The sequence below is a fragment of the Sphingomonas sanguinis genome (assembly GCF_001476905.1).
GTDB lineage: Bacteria > Pseudomonadota > Alphaproteobacteria > Sphingomonadales > Sphingomonadaceae > Sphingomonas > Sphingomonas sanguinis_B.
Window position 1 is genome coordinate 1 of the sequence record NZ_LDTE01000055.1, and the last position, 17877, is coordinate 17877.

Annotated in this window: 18 protein-coding genes; 10 read left to right on the top strand and 8 right to left on the bottom strand. The window is 66.6% G+C overall.

Annotated features, from left to right (window positions below; genetic code table 11):
• Positions 1-161 precede the first annotated feature (161 nt).
• Positions 162-1736 (top strand): lysine--tRNA ligase, encoded by a 1575-nt coding sequence (locus tag SB4_RS09460; RefSeq protein ID WP_058752385.1) that lies wholly within the window; start codon positions 162-164, stop codon positions 1734-1736.
• Between the two features lie 108 nt (positions 1737-1844).
• Here the strand turns inward: SB4_RS09460 and SB4_RS09465 are convergent, their stop codons facing one another.
• Positions 1845-2546, bottom strand: a complete 702-nt coding sequence (locus tag SB4_RS09465; protein ID WP_058752386.1) for a dienelactone hydrolase family protein — start codon at positions 2544-2546, stop codon at positions 1845-1847.
• A gap of 70 nt (positions 2547-2616) precedes the next feature.
• Between SB4_RS09465 and SB4_RS09470 the strand changes: the two genes are divergently transcribed.
• The 6 genes from SB4_RS09470 to SB4_RS09495 all read left to right on the top strand — a co-directional run bounded on the left by SB4_RS09470 (position 2617) and on the right by SB4_RS09495 (position 8375).
• Complete coding sequence (locus SB4_RS09470; RefSeq protein WP_042486898.1) at positions 2617-2841, top strand: DUF6489 family protein; 225 nt, start codon at positions 2617-2619, stop codon at positions 2839-2841.
• Positions 2842-2849: 8 nt separating this feature from the next.
• Positions 2850-4136, top strand: coding sequence for a tRNA uridine-5-carboxymethylaminomethyl(34) synthesis GTPase MnmE (mnmE, locus tag SB4_RS09475; RefSeq protein WP_058752387.1), 1287 nt, complete (start codon positions 2850-2852; stop codon positions 4134-4136).
• 81 nt (positions 4137-4217) lie between these two features.
• Positions 4218-6053, top strand: coding sequence for a tRNA uridine-5-carboxymethylaminomethyl(34) synthesis enzyme MnmG (mnmG, locus tag SB4_RS09480; protein WP_058752388.1), 1836 nt, complete (start codon positions 4218-4220; stop codon positions 6051-6053).
• Positions 6050-6664 carry a 16S rRNA (guanine(527)-N(7))-methyltransferase RsmG gene (gene rsmG, locus SB4_RS09485; protein WP_058733924.1) on the top strand — a complete coding sequence of 205 codons (615 nt, stop codon included), beginning with the start codon at positions 6050-6052 and terminating at the stop codon, positions 6662-6664. The genes mnmG and rsmG overlap by 4 nt, the downstream gene beginning before the upstream one ends.
• Positions 6661-7455, top strand: a complete 795-nt coding sequence (locus SB4_RS09490) for a ParA family protein (protein ID WP_058733925.1) — start codon at positions 6661-6663, stop codon at positions 7453-7455. The genes rsmG and SB4_RS09490 overlap by 4 nt, the downstream gene beginning before the upstream one ends.
• On the top strand, positions 7452-8375 hold the full coding sequence (locus SB4_RS09495) for a ParB/RepB/Spo0J family partition protein (RefSeq protein WP_058752389.1): 924 nt from the start codon (positions 7452-7454) through the stop codon (positions 8373-8375). Before SB4_RS09490 ends, SB4_RS09495 begins: the two co-directional genes overlap by 4 nt.
• Positions 8376-8461: 86 nt before the next feature.
• Here the strand turns inward: SB4_RS09495 and holA are convergent, their stop codons facing one another.
• Genes holA through SB4_RS09515 form a run of 4 tightly spaced genes read right to left on the bottom strand, consistent with a single transcriptional unit; the run spans position 8462 to position 12967 of the window.
• Positions 8462-9481, bottom strand: coding sequence for a DNA polymerase III subunit delta (gene holA / locus SB4_RS09500; RefSeq protein ID WP_058752390.1), 1020 nt, complete (start codon positions 9479-9481; stop codon positions 8462-8464).
• A gap of 13 nt (positions 9482-9494) precedes the next feature.
• Positions 9495-10022 carry an LPS assembly lipoprotein LptE gene (lptE, locus tag SB4_RS09505; protein WP_058752391.1) on the bottom strand — a complete coding sequence of 176 codons (528 nt, stop codon included), beginning with the start codon at positions 10020-10022 and terminating at the stop codon, positions 9495-9497.
• Positions 10019-12520, bottom strand: a complete 2502-nt coding sequence (gene leuS, locus SB4_RS09510; RefSeq protein ID WP_058752392.1) for a leucine--tRNA ligase — start codon at positions 12518-12520, stop codon at positions 10019-10021. Before leuS ends, lptE begins: the two co-directional genes overlap by 4 nt.
• Positions 12521-12532: 12 nt before the next feature.
• Complete coding sequence (locus SB4_RS09515) at positions 12533-12967, bottom strand: DUF3576 domain-containing protein (protein ID WP_058715309.1); 435 nt, start codon at positions 12965-12967, stop codon at positions 12533-12535.
• A 242-nt stretch (positions 12968-13209) separates the two neighbouring features.
• Here SB4_RS09515 and SB4_RS09520 point away from each other — a divergent pair, with 242 nt between their 5' ends.
• A complete protein-coding gene (locus tag SB4_RS09520) occupies positions 13210-13920 on the top strand; it encodes a hypothetical protein (RefSeq protein ID WP_241488566.1) in 711 nt (236 codons plus the stop codon).
• A gap of 128 nt (positions 13921-14048) precedes the next feature.
• On the opposite strand, the gene SB4_RS09525 is transcribed toward SB4_RS09520, so the two are convergent.
• Positions 14049-14555 carry a thiamine phosphate synthase gene (locus tag SB4_RS09525; RefSeq protein WP_241488567.1) on the bottom strand — a complete coding sequence of 169 codons (507 nt, stop codon included), beginning with the start codon at positions 14553-14555 and terminating at the stop codon, positions 14049-14051.
• Positions 14556-14577: 22 nt separating this feature from the next.
• On the opposite strand from SB4_RS09525, the gene SB4_RS09530 reads away from it, so the two are divergent.
• Positions 14578-15237: a YggS family pyridoxal phosphate-dependent enzyme gene (locus SB4_RS09530; protein WP_058752394.1), complete on the top strand. Its 660-nt coding sequence runs from the start codon at positions 14578-14580 to the stop codon at positions 15235-15237.
• Entirely contained in the window at positions 15234-15902 is a 669-nt protein-coding gene (locus SB4_RS09535; protein WP_058752395.1) for an HAD family hydrolase, read from the top strand. The genes SB4_RS09530 and SB4_RS09535 overlap by 4 nt, the downstream gene beginning before the upstream one ends.
• A gap of 19 nt (positions 15903-15921) precedes the next feature.
• On the opposite strand, the gene ribA is transcribed toward SB4_RS09535, so the two are convergent.
• Together ribA and SB4_RS09545 are read right to left on the bottom strand one after the other, a co-directional pair.
• Positions 15922-16974, bottom strand: a complete 1053-nt coding sequence (gene ribA, locus SB4_RS09540) for a GTP cyclohydrolase II (RefSeq protein ID WP_058752396.1) — start codon at positions 16972-16974, stop codon at positions 15922-15924.
• Positions 16971-17753 (bottom strand): exodeoxyribonuclease III, encoded by a 783-nt coding sequence (locus tag SB4_RS09545; RefSeq protein ID WP_058733932.1) that lies wholly within the window; start codon positions 17751-17753, stop codon positions 16971-16973. Before SB4_RS09545 ends, ribA begins: the two co-directional genes overlap by 4 nt.
• Positions 17754-17877: the final 124 nt, after the last annotated feature.

Below are 17877 nucleotides of genomic sequence, written 5' to 3' on the forward strand. Positions count from 1 at the left end.
CGGGAGGGGGTGGGGGAGGGAAAAGCCAAGTAGGTCCACCTCATCTGTTCCACGTGGAACAACTTTGCTCTGTGGATAACTCTGTGCATGAACGGGGAGCAATTGGTGGAAATTGCAAAATACATTGTGCATCACGCCCCGTCTTGCCACATGGCAACCCTATGACAGACGAACTCCGCTCCACCGCTTTCGAGTCCAAGGCCTGGCCTTATGAGGAGGCTCGCAAGCTCCTCAAACGCTATCCCGATGGCAAGCCGGGCGGTGCGCCGATCCTGTTCGAGACGGGCTATGGTCCGTCGGGCCTGCCGCATATCGGCACGTTCAACGAAGTGCTGCGCACCACCATGGTCCGCAACGCCTTCCATGCGCTATCGGATCAGAAGACGCGGCTGATCGCCTTTTCGGACGATATGGACGGCCTGCGCAAGGTGCCGGACAATGTGCCGAACCAGGAGCTGCTACGCGCGCATCTCGGCAAGCCGCTGACCCAGGTGCCCGACCCGTTCGAGAAGTTCGACAGCTTCGCCGCGCATAACAATGCGATGCTGCGCCAGTTTCTCGACCGCTATGGTTTCGATTACGAGTTCGCCTCGTCGACGGACTATTACACCTCCGGCCGGTTCGACGATGCGCTGCGGCTGGTGCTCAAGCATTTCCAGGGCATCCAGGACGTGATGTTGCCGACGTTGCGCGCCGAGCGCCGTGCCACCTATTCCCCGGTCCTGCCGATCAGCCCCAAGTCGGGCATCGTGTTGCAGGTGCCGATCGAGGTGGTCGATGCCGAAGCCGGCCTGATCGCCTTCGAGGATGAGGGCGAGCGGATCGTCCAGTCCGCGCTGGGCGGCATGTCCAAGCTGCAATGGAAGGTCGACTGGGCGATGCGCTGGGTCGCGCTGGGTGTGGATTACGAGATGGCGGGCAAGGACCTGATCGACTCGGTCACCCAGTCTTCCAAGATCGCGCGCGTACTCGGCGGCCGACCGCCGGAGGGCTTCAACTATGAGATGTTCCTCGACGAGCATGGCGAGAAGATTTCCAAGTCCAAGGGCAATGGCCTCAGCCTGGACCAGTGGCTGACCTATGGGCCGGAGGAGAGCCTGGCCTTCTTCGCCTATCGTGAGCCGAAAAAGGCCAAACAGCTGCACATGGGCGTCATCCCGCGTGCGGTGGACGAATATTGGCAGTTCCGCGTGAACTACCCCAACCAGTCTCTCAAGGAGCAGCTGGGCAATCCGGTGCATCATATCCATGACGGCAAGCTGCCCGAGGGCGAGCTGCCGGTGACGTTCGGCCTGCTGCTCAACCTGGTCGGCGTGATGGGTGAGGCCACCAAGGAGCAGGTCTGGGGTTATCTCGCCAATTACGTTCCGGAAGCGTCGGCCGCGAAGTATCCCGAGCTCGACAGGCTGATCGACCATGCGCTGGCCTATGCCCGCGATTTCGTCGCGCCGACGCTCCAGCGCCGCGCGCCCGAGCCGCATGAGGCCGAAGCGCTACGCCAGCTGGACACGCAGCTCGCGGCGCTCCCGGCGGGGGCGACGGCCGAGGATATCCAGAATATCGTCTATGAGATCGGCAAGACCGACGCCTTCCCGTCGCTGCGGGACTGGTTCAAGGCGCTGTACGAGACGCTGTTGGGCTCGGCGCAAGGGCCGCGCATGGGCAGCTTCATCGCGCTCTACGGTGTGGATAACAGCCGCAAACTTATCGCCGAGGCGCTGGCCAAGGTCGCGTAACAAACACCCTCACCCTTCCGGCGCTTCGCGCCTCCCTCCCTCTCCCAATGGGAGAGGGAAGGGGCCCGCCCGCTGCAAGCGGGTGGGAGGGGTGAGGGTGTTTCCTATTTAGCGGAGATGCTCCGCGAAGAACGCCATGGTGCGTTCGTCCGCCAGCTTGGCGGACTCGTCCGACCGACGCTGACCGAACTCGGTCGCGAAGCCGTGATCCTCACCGGCATAATCATAGAGTGTGACCTTGGGGTGATCGTCGAGCCCCTCATGCATCCGCGTCTGCGCGTCCTTGTCGACGAAGTGATCCTCTTCCGGAATGTGGAGCAGGACCGGCTTGGCGATGGCGTGTTTCTCGCCCAGCAGGCCGTCGATGCCGACGCCATAATAGCCGACACTCGCATCCACATCGGTGCGCGCCGCGGTCATGAAGGCCAGTCGCCCGCCCAGGCAATAGCCGACGACGCCGACCTTGAAGTCCGCGCCATGCTCGTCGCGGATCGCCTTGATCGTCGCCTCGATATCGCGAATGCCGCCGTCCTGGTCGAACTTCCCCATCAGCTCGAGCGCCTGTTGCATCTCGTTGGGGATGTCGGGGTCCAGCTCGATGCCCGGGGCGATCTTGTGGAAAAGATCGGGGGCGACGGCCAGATAGCCCGCCTCGGCCAGCGTGTCGCACTTGCGGCGGATGCCTGCATTCACGCCGAAGATTTCCTGGATGACGATGATCGCGGCGGTCGGCTGACCTTCCGGCTCGGCGTAATAGGCGTTGAACTGGCCTTCGCCGTTCTGTGCGGCGATGGTCTTGGTGGCAGTCATGCGGGTCTCCTGTGGTCGTCGCGACGATAACGCCTTATGCCTCACTTGGTCGCGTGATGGAGAATGGCGCATGAAAGTGAATGTGGAAATCGACTGCACGCCGGAGGAAGCGCGCCGCGCCATGGGCCTGCCCGACCTGACGCCGATCCATGAACGCTATGTCCAGATGATGCTCGATACGATGCAGTCCGGCGTGAAGCCCGAGATGATCGAGGCGATGATGCGCAACTGGGCGCCGATGGGCGAGGCGAGCATGACCATGTGGCGCCGCATGTTCGAGGGGCAGAAGGGCTGACCCTGAGCATGACCGATACGATCTTCGCCGTCTCCAGCGGACAGCCGCCCGCCGCCATTGCGGTGATCCGGGTCAGCGGCCCGGCGGCCTTTGCGGCGGCCGAGCGGCTGGGCGGGCGGCTGCCCGAGGCCCGTCGTGTAAGCCTGCGGACGTTGAAGGACGGGAAGGGTGCGGTGCTGGATTCGGCGCTGCTGCTGTGCTTCCCCGGTCCGGCGACGGCGACCGGCGAGGATCTGGTCGAGCTGCATTGCCATGGCGGCCGTGCCGTGGTGGCGGCGGTCGAGCGGGCCTTGGCAGAACAGCCGGGCGTTCGCCGCGCCGAGCCGGGGGAGTTCACCCGTCGCGCTTTGCTCAACGGCCGGATCGACCTGGCCGAGGCGGAGGGGCTTGCCGATCTGCTGGAGGCGCAGACCGAGCGACAACGACGTGCCGCGATCGGCGCGGTCGAAGGGCGGGTGAGCCAGGCGGTGCGCGGCTGGATGGACCGGCTGGCGACTCTGTCTGCGATGGTCGAGGCGATGCTCGATTTCGCCGAAGAGGATGACGTGCCGCTCGATCAGGCGGCGGTGGCGCGGGTCAGAAGCGACATGCACGAGTTGGCCATCGCCATGTTGGACGTGGTCGAGCGGCCGCCGGTCGATCGGCTTCACGATGGCATCCGCGTGGTGCTGGCCGGGCCACCCAATAGCGGCAAGTCGACGCTTCTCAATCTGCTGGTCGAGCGCGAGGCGGCCATCGTGTCGCCGATCGCGGGCACGACCCGCGACCGGATCGAGGCAAGCGTGTTGCGGGGCGGGGTGGCCTATGTGCTGACCGACACTGCCGGGCTGGCCGAGGATACCGATGACGTGATCGAGGCGATCGGTGTCACCCGCGCGCAGGAGGCGATCCTTCAGGCGGACATTCTGTTGTGGATGGCCGACACGCCCCCGCCGCGTGGCGATGCGATCTGGCTCCATTCGCGCGCCGATCTGCCGGGGCGGGAAGACCTACCCGAAGGACGGGCGCTTGCGGTGCGTCGTGATGACGCGTCGAGTGTGGCAACCGTCTGGGACGTGATTGCGAACACCGCCACGGGACTGTTGCCACGCGAAGATGCGATCGGATTCAAGCGGCATCAGCAGGACCAATGCCGCCGTGCCGCCAATGCGCTGATCGCTGCGCCGACCGATGATATCCTTTTGGTGGCGGAGGAATTACGGGTCGCGCGACAGGCACTGGCAGAAGTGCTGGGCGTCAGTGCGACCGAGATGATGCTCGACGCGCTGTTTGGACGATTCTGCCTGGGGAAGTGATTGTTCCACGTGGAACGTTAAGCATAGAATGTTGGAGGGGATCGCTTTGACGCTGACCGGTCCTTCCGGTAGGGCGGGGGCATGTTTGATGTCGTAGTGATCGGTGGTGGTCACGCGGGAACCGAGGCCGCTGCGGCGGCTGCGCGCCGGGGTGCGCGGACGGCCCTTTTGTCCTTCGATCGTCATGGCCTGGGCGCCATGTCCTGCAATCCCGCCATCGGCGGGTTGGGGAAGGGCCATATCGTGCGCGAGGTCGACGCCTTTGACGGCCTGATCGGCCGAGCGGCGGACCAGGGCGCGATCCATTATCGGATGCTCAACCGCAGCAAGGGTACGGCCGTCCAGGGACCGCGCGTGCAGGCCGACCGTCGGCGCTATGCCAGGGCGATCCAGGCGATGCTGGCTGCGCAACCGGACCTGACCATCGTCGAGGGCGAGGCTGAGGCGCTCGTTCTCGACGGCGATCGGGTCGCGGGGGTGCAGCTGGCCGACGGCACGATCCTGTCGGCTCGTGCGGTGGTGCTCGCGACCGGGACATTCCTGGGCGGACGGCTGTTCCGCGGTGAGGAACGGCATCTCGGCGGTCGTATCGGTGAACGAGCGGCGACCCGGATGGCCGAACAGCTTCGCGCGCTGGGCTTGCCCATGGCGCGGATGAAGACCGGTACGCCGCCGCGTCTCGATGGTCGCACCATCGACTGGGCGAAGCTGGACGAGCAGCCGAGCGACACCGATCCCTGGACCATGTCGCCGATGACGGCGGCCAGGCCGCTGCTGCAGATCGCCTGTGCGATCACCCGGACGACCGAAGAAACCCATGCGATCATCGCGGCGGCCTTCCATCGCTCGCCGTTGTTCACCGGTGCGATCGAGGCGAATGGCCCGCGTTACTGCCCGTCGATCGAGGACAAGATCAAGCGCTTCGCTGACCGCGACAGCCATCAGATTTTCCTGGAGCCGGAGGGGCTGGACGACCCGTTGGTCTATCCGAACGGCCTGTCGACCTCGCTGCCGACCGATGTGCAGGAAGCGATGATCGCCTCTATGCCGGGGCTGGAGCGGGCGGTCATCACGCTGCCCGGCTATGCGGTGGAATATGATCATATAGATCCGCGCGCGCTCGACGCCCGGCTGGCCTTGGGCGCGCTTCCCGGCGTGTTCTGCGCCGGTCAGATCAACGGTACGACCGGTTATGAGGAAGCGGCGGGGCAGGGGCTGATCGCCGGGCTCAATGCAGCGGCCCATGCCTGTGACCTGTCGCCGGTCATCCTCGACCGAGCGTCGAGTTATCTCGGTGTGATGATCGACGATCTCGTGTTGCAGGGCGTGACCGAGCCCTATCGCATGCTGACCGCGCGCGCCGAATATCGCCTGTCGCTGCGAGCCGACAATGCGGAGACGCGTTTGGGTGGCATCGCCGAAGCCGCCGGGTGTCTCTCGTCCGAACGACTGGCACATCGGCGGCGGCGGCAGGGGCAGCAGCAGACGTTGCGGCAGCGACTGTCCGTGGTCCGCACGGCGTCCGATCTCGCGCGCAGCGGGGCGGCGATCGCACAGGATGGCGCGCGTCGGACGGCTTATGAATGGCTGCGCTTTGACGGCGTGACGCTGGCGCATGTCGCCCCCGATGCGGCCGAGGGTTGCGATCCGGCGGTGGTCGCGGAGACGCTGGAGGACGCCCGCTACGCCCCCTATGTCGAACGTCAGGCCGAGGAGGTCGCGCGGCTGCGCGCCGATGAGCAGATCCTGTTATCGGCTTCGCTCGATTACGCCGCCATCCCTGGCCTGTCGCAGGAGATGATCGACAGGCTCAGCCTGGCGCGCCCTGCGACGCTGGCGGCGGCCTCGCGCATTCGTGGCATCACTCCGGCCGCTTTGTCGGCCGTCCTCCTTCACGCCCGAAAGGTGGCGGCATGACCGAAGAACAAGCGCGCGACTGGGTTGTCCAGCGATATGGCGAAGAGGCCGCCGAGCGGATCGACTATTTCCTGAACTTGGTGATCGTCGAGAACGACCAGCAGAATCTGATCGCGCCCTCGACGATCGCGACCATCTGGGCCCGCCATGCGCTCGATTCGGTTCAGCTGATCCCGCTGGCCGACCGTGCGGATGGGCAATGGGTGGATATCGGCACGGGCGGCGGCTTCCCCGGCATGGTCGTTGCGCTCGCTTGGCCCGGTCGCATGGCGCTGGTCGAACCGCGGAAGCGCCGCGCCGACTTCCTGCGCGAATGTGCCGAGCGATTGGGGGTGGCGGACCGGGTGACGGTCCACGCGTCCAAGATTGAGGCCGTGGACGTGAAGGCGGACGTTATTTCGGCACGTGCGGTGGCGACGGTCGAAAATCTTTTGCGCGCGGCGGCCCACTGCGGCAAACAGGAAACACGGTGGCTGCTCCCGCGCGGCCGCTTGGACGAGCGCGAAATCAAGACCCTCAAGCGGCAATGGCGCTTCGTGTTTCACGTGGAACATAGCATCACCTCGGCGGAATCGTCGATCGTGATCCTCGACCGAGTAGGGGCCCGATGATCTGCGTTGCCATTGCGAATCAGAAGGGCGGGGTGGGTAAGACCACCAGCGCCATCAACCTTGCCACCGCTCTGGCGGCGACGGGTCTGAACGTGCTGCTGATCGACCTCGATCCGCAGGGCAACGCATCGACGGGGTTGGGCATTCCCAACAGCCAGCGGGTCTTCTCCAGCTATCATGTGTTGCTGGGCGAGGCGCGGATCGACGATGCGGTGGTACATACCCAGGTGCCGCGCCTGGATGTGGTGCCTGCTACCGTCGATCTGTCGGGTGCCGAGCTGGAGCTGGTCGATTACGAGAATCGTACGCACCGGCTGGATCAGGCATTACGGCGGACGCAGGGGCATTGGGACATCGTGCTGGTCGACTGCCCGCCCTCGCTGGGGCTGCTGACGATCAACGCGATGGTGGCGTCCGACTCGCTGTTCGTGCCGTTGCAGTGCGAGTTCTTCGCGCTGGAGGGGCTGTCGCAGCTGCTGACCACGGTCGAGCGGATTCGCGCGCGGTTCAATCCGGGGCTCGCGATCCTGGGCGTGGCTTTGACGATGTACGACCGGCGCAACCGGCTGACCGATCAGGTGTCGGCCGATGTGCGCGCGGTTTTGGGAGGTGTGGTGTTCGATACGGTGATTCCGCGCAACGTCCGGCTGTCGGAGGCGCCCAGCCACGGCCTGCCCGCGTTGATCTATGACCATCGCTGCGTGGGCAGCCAAGCCTATATCGCGCTGGCGCGGGAGCTGATCGCGCGTCTGCCGCTCGGCACGCCCCAGCCCGGAGCAGCGGCGGCATGAGTGAGGAGACGACCACCAAGCGCCCGCGTCCGGGTCTGGGGCGTGGGCTGGGCGCCTTGCTCGGTGACATTGCGCGCGAAGCGCCGATCCGGCCGGGCGACCAGCCGACGCCCGGTGGCGTGCGGATGCTCCCCGTCGGCTCGCTGTCGCCGCACCCGGACCAGCCGCGCCGCCATTTTGAAGAAGCCGCGCTCGACGAACTTGCCGCCTCGATCGCGGCACGCGGGCTGATCCAGCCGATCGTCGTGCGGCCGCATGGCAAGGACTATCAGATCGTCGCGGGCGAACGCCGTTGGCGCGCCGCCCAGCGCGCCCGGCTGCACGAGGTGCCGGTCGTCGTCCGCGACTTCGATGATGCGCAGACGCTCGAAGTCGCGCTGATCGAGAATATCCAGCGCCAGGACCTGAACGCGATCGAAGAGGCGCAGGCCTATCAGCGGCTGGCGGGTGAGTTCGGCCATACGCAGGAAGCGCTGGCCAAGATCGTCCACAAGTCGCGCAGCCATGTCGCCAATCTGCTCCGCCTGCTCGAACTGCCCGATACGGTGCAGGCCCAGGTTGTTACCGGGGCGCTCTCCATGGGCCATGCCCGTGCGCTGTTGGGCGCGGATGAGGTCGAGTCGCTGGCCGATCAGGTCATTGCGCGCGGCCTGAGCGTGCGCGAGACCGAGAAGCTGACCCGCGAAGCCAAGGGTGGCGGACGCAAGGCAACTGAAGAGCGTGGCGAGAAGGGGCCGCGTGCCTCGGGACAGGATGCGGCGGACGCCGATATCGCCGCGCTGGAGGGCCAGCTTGCCGATCTGCTCGGCCTGTCGGTGCGGATCGCGCATGGCGAGAAGGGGGGGACGCTGACGCTCAGCTACTCGACGCTCGATCAGCTCGACATGGTGTGCCAGCGGCTGACCGGTGAGGGCATTTGAAAGCGGGACGCCGGTCTGTTTCGCAGACAGGCGCAGTTGGCGTTTGGTTTTTGAGAGGGCGGGGCGGGGGGCCTAAGGACAATCCCTTAGCCCCGCCGCGCAATCCCCTGCGCAATGATGGTCGCTTCCGATTCGGCCAGCACTGCCCCGGCATTGCCCGGCGCCATGACCGCGCGTTCGGCGGCCCGAATCCGGGCCAATGCCCGCGCCAGCATCGCCGGAGTCCAGCGGCGCAAGGCCCGGGCGGTCTTCGCTTCGTCGCGGAAGAAGACGCGGTGGCGTTTCATCACCGCCTCGACCGGCTCGCCCGCATCCACATCGGCGCGCATCTCCGCCAAGGCGACCAAGCGGCGGGCCAGGGCGCGCAGCCAGGGGATGGGCGAGGCGCCGCCTTCATCCAGCAAGGCGAGTTCGCCGCCCAGATCGCCGACTCGGCCCTCGACCACCGCCTCGACCGCATCGCCCATCTCGACTTCGCCCAGATCGGCGCCGATCGCGTCCATCGCGACGTGATCGACTTCACGCGGGCGGTCGGGTGCGGCATCGAGATAAAGCGACAGCTTTTCCAGCTCGCGAGTCATCACCGAACGATCAGCGGCGGCCGCCTCGACCAGTCGCGCCGGCACGCCTGCCGCAAGCCGCAGGCCCATCTCGCCGCCCAGGGTAACCGCCAGCCGCTCGGCGTCCGCTGCCGTGAGCGCATAGCAGCCGAACGCCATCGCTCGGGGCGAATCGAGCGCGAGCTTGACGATCTTGGCGGTCGTCTTGACCGTGGGGGCGATGGCGACGACGGGGTTGCCCGCCGACTCGGCTTCCAGCAGCGCCGTGAAGGCCGCCAGACCTTCTTCGCCGACGCTGGCGATACGGATATGGCGCGGGCCGCCGAACAGCGACATGGACGCGGCCTCGTCGGTTAGGCGGGCCGGATCGCTCTTCAGCGTGGCCGAATCGAGGTCGATCCGTTCGGAATCCTGCCCCATCGCCTTGGCCAGGATTCGCGCCAATTCGCTGGCCCCCGCTTCATCGGGGCCGTGCAGCAGATAGAGGCGGATATCGGCGGAGGGACGGCCCAGCGCCTGGCGAATCTGGTTGGCGTTGGCTTTCACGGCTGGGGCGCCGTCACGGCCGTGCGGGTGCCATCGCCTCACCAGGCCGCGACCGGGCATAGGTGGCGAGCCGCGCGACGATCTCATCCGCGACGATCACCGAAAGCCGCTCCAGCGCGGTGTTTTCCGCCGCGATGGTCGCATATTCGGAGCGCACGACGTCGATGCCCGCGTCCGATCCTGCAGTGGCGTCGACCAGCACCGCGTTGCTTGTCTGATCGACCAGCTGATAGCGCGCGCGCAGGATACGCCGTTCGCGCACCACCGAGTCGTCACGCCGAACGCCAAGCCCGCGAATCTGGTCGTCCAGCTTCACGTCCAGGCGATAACGCGCATTGCCCGTCTTGCCGCCCAGCCGGTCGTTCAGGGCGTTGGCCATGAGCCAGCCCGCCTTCCCCTGAATCGGCGCGACCTCGATCTGCGATAGGGCATTGGCCACCGGGCCGGAGCTGCCGCCTGCATAGAGCGGATGCAGCCCGCAACCCGACAGACCCAGGGTCAGCGCCAGACCGGCAGCGATCAGGGGAAGGACACGGCTCATGCGACGATGTTCACCAGACGGTCGGGCACCACGATCACCTTTTTCGGGGTCGCGCCGTCGAGCGCGCGCACGATCTTCTCGGACGCCAGCGCGTTCGCCTCCAGCTGGTCCTTCGGCAGCCCCTTGGCGACGGTCAGCGTGTCGCGCAGCTTGCCGTTGACCTGCACCGCGACAGTGACCTCGTCCTCGACCAGCAGGCTGTCGTCGACCACCGGCCAGGCGGCGTCGGCGATCAGGCCGTCCTGGCCCATCCCGGCCCAGGCTTCCTCCGCCATGTGCGGGACCATCGGCGCGACCAGCAACATGGTGGTGCGGATCGCCTCGTTCCGCGCAGCCGAAGGCTTGGCCTTTTCGATGGCGTTGACCAGCTCGTACAGCTTGGCGACCGCCTTGTTGAAGGCGAGCGCCTCGATATCCGCCGCGACGCCCGCGATGGTCTGGTGCAGCTTGCGCGAGAGGGCCTTATCTTCGCCCTCGGCGGCTTCCGACCCGTCGAACAGACGCCACAAGCGCTGGACGAAGCGCCACGAGCCTTCGATGCCGGATTCCGACCAGGGCAGGTCGCGCTCGGGCGGGCTGTCGGACAGCATGAACCAGCGTACCGCGTCCGCACCGTACTGATCCACGATGGGCTCGGGATCGACGGTGTTCTTCTTGGACTTGGACATCTTCTCGACGCGGCCGACCGTGATCGGCTGTCCGGTCGCGATCTCGATGCCGTCGCGGATTTCGCCGGGCGCGAGCCAGCGGCCGTCCGAGGACTTGTAACTCTCGTGCGTGACCATGCCTTGCGTGAAGAGCCCTGCAAAGGGCTCGGCCACGTCGATCAGGCCGATATGCTTGAGCGCCCGTGTCCAGAAGCGCGCATAGAGCAGATGCAGGATCGCATGCTCGACGCCGCCGATATACTGGCCGACCGGCAGCCACTGCTTCACCACCTCGGGGTCGAACGGCCGATCCTGGGGCTGGCTGGCGAAGCGGATGAAATACCAAGACGAATCGACGAAGGTGTCGAGCGTATCGGTCTCGCGCCGGGCGGGCTTGCCGCAGGTCGGGCAGTCGACATGCTTCCACGTCGCATGGCGGTCGAGCGGATTGCCGGGGACGTCGAACGTCACATCCTCGGGCAGGGTGACGGGCAGCTGGTCCTTGGGCACCGGCACCGCGCCGCAATCCTCGCAGTGGATGATCGGGATCGGTGTGCCCCAGTAACGCTGGCGGCTGACGCCCCAGTCGCGCAGGCGGTACACGGTCTGGCCCTGGCCCCAGCCTTCGCCCTCGGCGCGCGCGATGACAGCGGCCTTGGCGGCTTCGACGTCCATCCCGTCCAGCGGGCCGGAATTCACCAGCTGGCCGCTGCCGGTATAGGCGGTGTCGCCCTCGAACACCGGCGCGGTCGTGTCGCCATCCGCGACGACGCGCGTGACGCTCAGGCCGTATTTGCGCGCGAAGTCCAGGTCGCGCTGGTCATGCGCGGGCACGCCCATCACCGCGCCCGTGCCGTAATCCATCAGCACGAAGTTCGCGATATAGACCGGCAGGGTGATGCTGGCGTCCATCGGATGCTGCATCCGATAGCCGGTGTCGAAGCCCAGCTTTTCCTGGGTTTCCAGCTCAGCCGCCGTCGTGCCGCCCGCCTTGCAGCGTTCGATGAATGCCGCCGCGTCGGGGTTCGTCTCGGCCAGTTCGCGCGCGATCGGATGGTCCGCCGCGATCGCGACGAAGCTCGCCCCGAAGATCGTGTCGGGACGGGTCGAATAGACCTCGATCGGCGTCGCGAAGGGTGCGACGGGGGCGAAACGGAACTGGAGGCCCTTGCTGCGGCCGATCCAGTTTTCCTGCATCAGCTTCACCTTGTCGGGCCAATGCTCGAGCGTCGTCAGACCCTCCAGCAGCTCGTCGGCGAAGTCGGTGATCTTCAGGAACCACTGGTTCAGCTTGCGCTTCTCGACCAGCGCACCCGAGCGCCAGCCGCGTCCGTCGATCACCTGTTCGTTGGCCAGCACGGTCATGTCGACCGGGTCCCAGTTGACCGCCGATTCCTTCCGGTAAACCAGGCCGCCCGCGTACAGGTCCAGGAACAGCGCCTGCTCATGCCCGTAATAATCGGGCTCGCAGGTGGCGATCTCGCGCGTCCAGTCGAGTGCAAAGCCCAGCCGCTTCAGCTGCGCCTTCATCGTCGCGATATTGTCGCGGGTCCAGCCGCCCGGATGGACGCCCTTTTCCATCGCGGCGTTCTCGGCGGGCATGCCGAACGCGTCCCAGCCCATCGGGTGGAGCACCTCATGGCCGATCATCCGCCGATAGCGGGCCAGCACGTCGCCCATCGTATAGTTGCGGACATGCCCCATATGGATACGCCCCGAGGGATAGGGAAACATCTCAAGGACATAGGACCGGGGCTTGGTGCTGTGGTCGTCGGCGGCGAAGGTGCGCCGTTCCTCCCAGATCCGCTGCCAGGTCGAATCCGATTTCAGGGCATTGTAACGCGAGGCCATTCGGGTCGTCTTTTACTTCGTGATCGAGGCGCGGCGCAGGTCGCGCGCCTTGGTGAGGATGATGTCTTCCAGCTTCTGGATGGTCGCGGCCTGCACGGGCGCCTCCACCCACTGGCCGCCGCGATTGACTTCGCGCAGGGCGGTCACGCGCAGCGCGTCGGCGCGCAGGTCCTGGTCCAGGATGGTGACGGTCACCTTCATCCGCTCGGTCGGGATCTGCGGATTGACGTACCAGTCGGTAACGATGACGCCGCCATTGGAGTCGGTCTCGGCCAGCGGCATGAAGCTGAGCGTGTCGAGGCTGGCGCGCCACAGATAGGAGTTCACGCCGATCGTCGTGATCTTCGAGGCGGCGAGATCGGCCTGGGGGCGATCCTTCTTGCCGGCACAGGCGCCGAGCGACAGGGCGGCGAGTACCGCGAACGCGGTGGCGGAACGGCGAAGCATCGGCATTGTCCTGACTGGGAATAAGGGTTGGCTATAGCCTCTACAGGGGCCCCGCCACCCCGGCAAGCGGTCCGGGTAATCCAGGGCGAATCGTCGGCGATCGGGGTGGGACGGCGTGATTCTGTGGAGGATGCGCAACACTCGGACAAGATTCGCCACCGCGGCCGTAACAATGGGATCGCTCGCACCTGATTCCGTGTTAGGAGCGATCCTATAAAGGGGCCTTAAACAAGGGGTGTAGCGTGTCGTTCGGGCGTGTGGTGATCGGAATCGCAATCGGGGCGCTCGTCGCCACGACGGCGATGGTCGCGCCCGCCATCGGCGCGGTCGAGCAGACCAGCCGTGCCGCGCCCAAGCGCTCCTCGCTCAGCCTGATGCGCGGCGGGTTCACGCCCGCCTCCGCCGATCCCCGGCTGGCGGCGATCTTCGCCAAGAGCGGGTTGGAGGCTGGCGACCTGCGCTTCACCCCGGCGGAAAGCCAGCGTGGCACCGGCCGTCCGGTCTCCGTGGCGGTGCGCGCACGGACCAGCCGTACCAACGAAGAGCGGATCGCGGCCAACACCGCGCCGACCGTCGGCCTTGCTCCGATCTCCTATAATCTGGGCGTTGCGGTCGGCTGGAAGCGCGTGGCGCTGTCGGGTGATATCGCACGGGTCGATCTGGCCGGGCTGCCGGGCAGTCGTGAAACCGCCGATGTCGCGGTCAGCTACACCGCCAATCGCTTTACCGGGCGTGTGAAGGCCTCGACCGATCGTCCGATCGATGGTGCCCCTAAGCTGGTCGACGTGCCCGCCAACTATTCGCTCGACATGGGCGGGTCCTATGCGCTGACCCGCAACCTCGATGTGACCGCGGGGGTCCGCTATCGCTCGGATCGTGACCGTCTGGCGCGGATGGATGACGATCGCCGCAACAGCCAGGCTGTCTATCTGGGCACTGCTTTCCGCTTCTGATCGGGGCTAAAGGCCGGATCGTTGGTCCGGCCTATCTCTTTATGTGTTTGCGCGAAGGCGCGGGGAACGCAGAGATGTTGCTCTCCGGGGGTTAGAAGTCGCATCGTTCGCGGGCTCTGGGAAAGAGCCTAACCAGCCCAGGCATCGATCGCTGCCCAGCCTTGGAATCGCCCGCGTAGGCGGCGGAAGCGTTGCGCATTCATTCCCCCCAAGGCGATTCGCGGCAGGCCCAGCCCGCGCCCGATTCGGGCCGCCCGGGCTGGGCCCAGTGACGGCGCGCCGGGGTGCGAGCGGGTGGGGTGAACCGGTGAGACGAACAACAGCGTAGCGCCAGCCTTCCACCCCTGAATCGCCTGGCCGTGATCATGCACGGGCCAACTGCGCATGCCGCGCGTCCATCCGCTTTTGTGCACCCCGTCGCCGGGCAGGACTCCTCCCGCGACCAGCAGAACCAGCCGCCGCGCCTTGGCGATTCGCCGCACCCGGCGGTGAATCGCGCGCCGCTCGGCCGGGGGCGTCGCATGATGGCGAAATACCACCCCCGATCCCGGCGGCAGGGCCCGGAGCGCGGCCCAGAGTCCATCGCCCAGCCGCTCGTCGGTCATCAGCCATGTCACGGGGTATCGGTCGGCCATCGCCCGGACTATAGCGCGGGGCATGACCGACGACAGCGTTTCCCGCCTCCATACCGTCTCCGCCGAGCTTCAGCGCGCCGCGAAGCTGGGCGATCATGCCACCCCGACCCTGATCGCGGTGTCGAAGACGCATGACGCCGACACGATCCGCCCGCTGCTCGAGGCCGGGCACCGCGTGTTCGGCGAGAATCGCGTGCAGGAGGCGGCCGCCAAATGGCCCGCGCTGTGCGATGCTTATATGGGCGTCGAACTCCATCTGATCGGCCAGCTCCAGTCGAACAAGGCCGCCGATGCAGTTGCCCTGTTCGATGTGATCCACACCGTCGATCGCCCCTCGCTGATCGCCGCGCTGGCCGAGGCGATGGACAAGAGCGGCAAGCGGCCCGCCTGTTTCCTGCAGGTGAATATCGGCGAGGAGGAGCAGAAGGGCGGCTGCGCCATCGCCGAGGCGCCCGCCATGCTGGAGGAGGCACGCGCCGCCGGACTGCCGATCGTAGGTTTGATGGCGATTCCGCCGCACGGGGTGGACGCCGCCCCCTATTTCGCGCTGCTCGCCAAGATGGCGCGCGAACTCGGCCTCGAAAAGCTGAGCATGGGCATGTCCGAGGACTATGAGGTCGCCGCGATGCTGGGCGCCAGCCATGTCCGCGTCGGCAGCGCACTGTTCGGGGCGCGCGGATGAGCCGCTTTGCCGCACTGCTGTTCGATTTCGACGGCGTCCTGATCGACAGCGAATATGAGGGCAATCGCCATCTCGCCGAATGGCTGAGCGCCAATGGTCATCCGCATACGCCCGAAGAGGCGATGCACCATTATATGGGGCTGGCGGGCAAGGACTTCATCGCCGCGATCGAAGGGCGGATCGGCCAGAGCTTACCCGAAAGCTTCTACCAAGCGCGGCGTGACGAGGATGTCCGTGCGATGGAAGAGGGCGTCGCGGCGATTGCCGGGGCGGTCGATTTCGTCCGCTCGCTGCCCGTCGATTTCCCCCGCGCGGTGGTGTCGTCCAGCCCGACCGTCTGGCTCGATCGGCATCTGCGCCATCTCGGCCTGCGCGAGGCGTTTGGCGAGCATGTCTATAGCGGGCGCGAGCATGTCACGCGGGGCAAGCCCGCGCCCGACCTCTATCTGTTCGCGGCCGACCGGCTGGGTGTGGACATCGCGGATTGTGCGATCCTGGAGGACTCGCCCGTCGGGGCGACCGGCGCGGTGGCGAGCGGGGGGCATGTTATCGGCATGTGCATGGGCACGCATTGCGCGGTCGGGCATGACCAGCGGCTGCGCGCGATCGGCGTGGCCGCGATCGCGCAGGACTATGCGGACGTGCGGCGCGAATTGGGGTTCTGACGCCGCGCCGGTGGTGGGGTCAGAGCTGGTGCCCGGTCCGGTCGCGCTTGGTCGCCAGATAGCGTTCGTTATGCGGATTGGGTGGCAGGCTGTGCGCCACCCGCTCGATCACCCGCACCCCCGCCGCGTCCAGCCCGGCGACCTTGGCCGGATTGTTGGTCAGCAGCCGCACCGTGTCCTGTCCCAACAGGGTCAGCATCCGCGCCGCCACGCCGAAGTCGCGGGCGTCGATGGCAAAGCCCAGCCGGGTATTGGCGTCGACGGTATCGAACCCCTGATCCTGTAGCTGATAGGCGCGCAGCTTGTTGACCAGGCCGATCCCGCGCCCTTCCTGCCGCAGATAGAGCAATATGCCCCAGCCCGAATCGGCAATGGCGTGGATCGCGGCGTGAAGCTGCGGCCCGCAATCGCATTTCAGGCTGCCCAGCACATCGCCGGTCAGGCATTCGCTGTGCAGCCGCACCAGCGGCGGCTGGCCGTTGGGTTGGCCGATCAGCAGCGCGACATGCTCGCCCGCCGCATGGGGCGAGCGAAAGGCGACGATTTCGGCATCCTCCGCTCCCGCGACGGGCAGGCGCGCACGGGTGGCGATGGCCAGCGCCTCGGCATTCTCATGCGCGGCGATGTCGGCCAGCGAAACCTCGGCCTCGACGCCGGTGCCGCCGACGAAGAAGGCGGGCAGCATCCCGGCAATCCGCGCGAACCGGATTGCCGCCGCCGCGACCGCCGGGTCGGGCAGGGGGAGGGCGCGGAACGGACCTTTCAGCGGGGTCGCCAGGTCGATTTGCGGATCGGCCAGCGCGGTGGCGGCGGCGAAGTCGACCCAGGGTGCTCGCTCGATCAGCACGGCGGCGTCGGGATCGGCGGCCTCCAGCTGGTTGGACAGCTTCAACGTCGCCGCGCGTCCCGCCGAGATGAGGACCGGCGCCTGGCCTTCGGGGTCGAAGGCGGCGAGGCGCAGCGGATCGGCCGTTTCGACCGCCAGCAGGGACTGGCCCGCAATTGCGATCGGCCAACCCCGGCGCAGCGCATCGATCGCGCGCGCCGCCGCCTTGGAGTCGGGGTGGCTCAAAAATCGAATTCCGTCATGATCGGGATATGGTCGGAGGGTTTCAACCAGCTGCGGCACCCCTCGAACACCTGATGCGACACCGCCTTGTCGGCCACGTCACGCGTCGCCCACATATGGTCGAGCCGCCGCCCGCGATCCGACGCCGCCCAGTCCTTCGCGCGGTAGCTCCACCAAGTGTAGAGCCGCTGCGGCGCGGGAATGAAGTGGCGGCCGAGATCCACCCAGTCGTTCGACGCCTGCAACTTGCCCAGCGTCTCCACCTCGATGGGGGTGTGGCTGACCACGTCGAGCAGCTGCTTATGGCTCCACACGTCCGATTCGAGCGGGGCGATGTTGAAGTCGCCGGTCAGAATGGTCGGGCAGTCGAGCTGGCCCGACCAGTCGATCATGCGGCCGAGAAAATCGAGCTTCTGGCCGAATTTCGGATTCTTCTCACGGTCGGGCACGTCGCCGCCCGCCGGGATATAGACATTCTCCAACCGCACGCCGTTGGGCAGGCGGATGCCGACATGGCGCGCCTCGGCATTGGCTTGCCAGTCGAGGCGGTCGTCCTCGGTGATCGGCACCTTCGCCACGATGGCGACGCCGTGGTGCATCCGCTGGCCGTGGATAATGATATGGTCGTATCCCAGCGCCCGGAACAGGTCGAAGGGGAAGTCGTCATCGACCACCTTCGTCTCCTGGAGGCACAGCACGTCGGGCGCGGCTTCCTTCAGAAATTGCTCGACGATCGCGGCGCGGAAACGCACCGAATTGATGTTCCAGGAGGCGATTTTCACGGGATGCGATGTAGCGGGGGCAGGGGGGGGAGACAAGATTACCTCCGCCCCTGATTCCTCCCCTCGTAGGGGAGGTGGCAGGGCGAAGCCCTGACGGAGGGGTGTCACCCTCTCGATAGCGGGG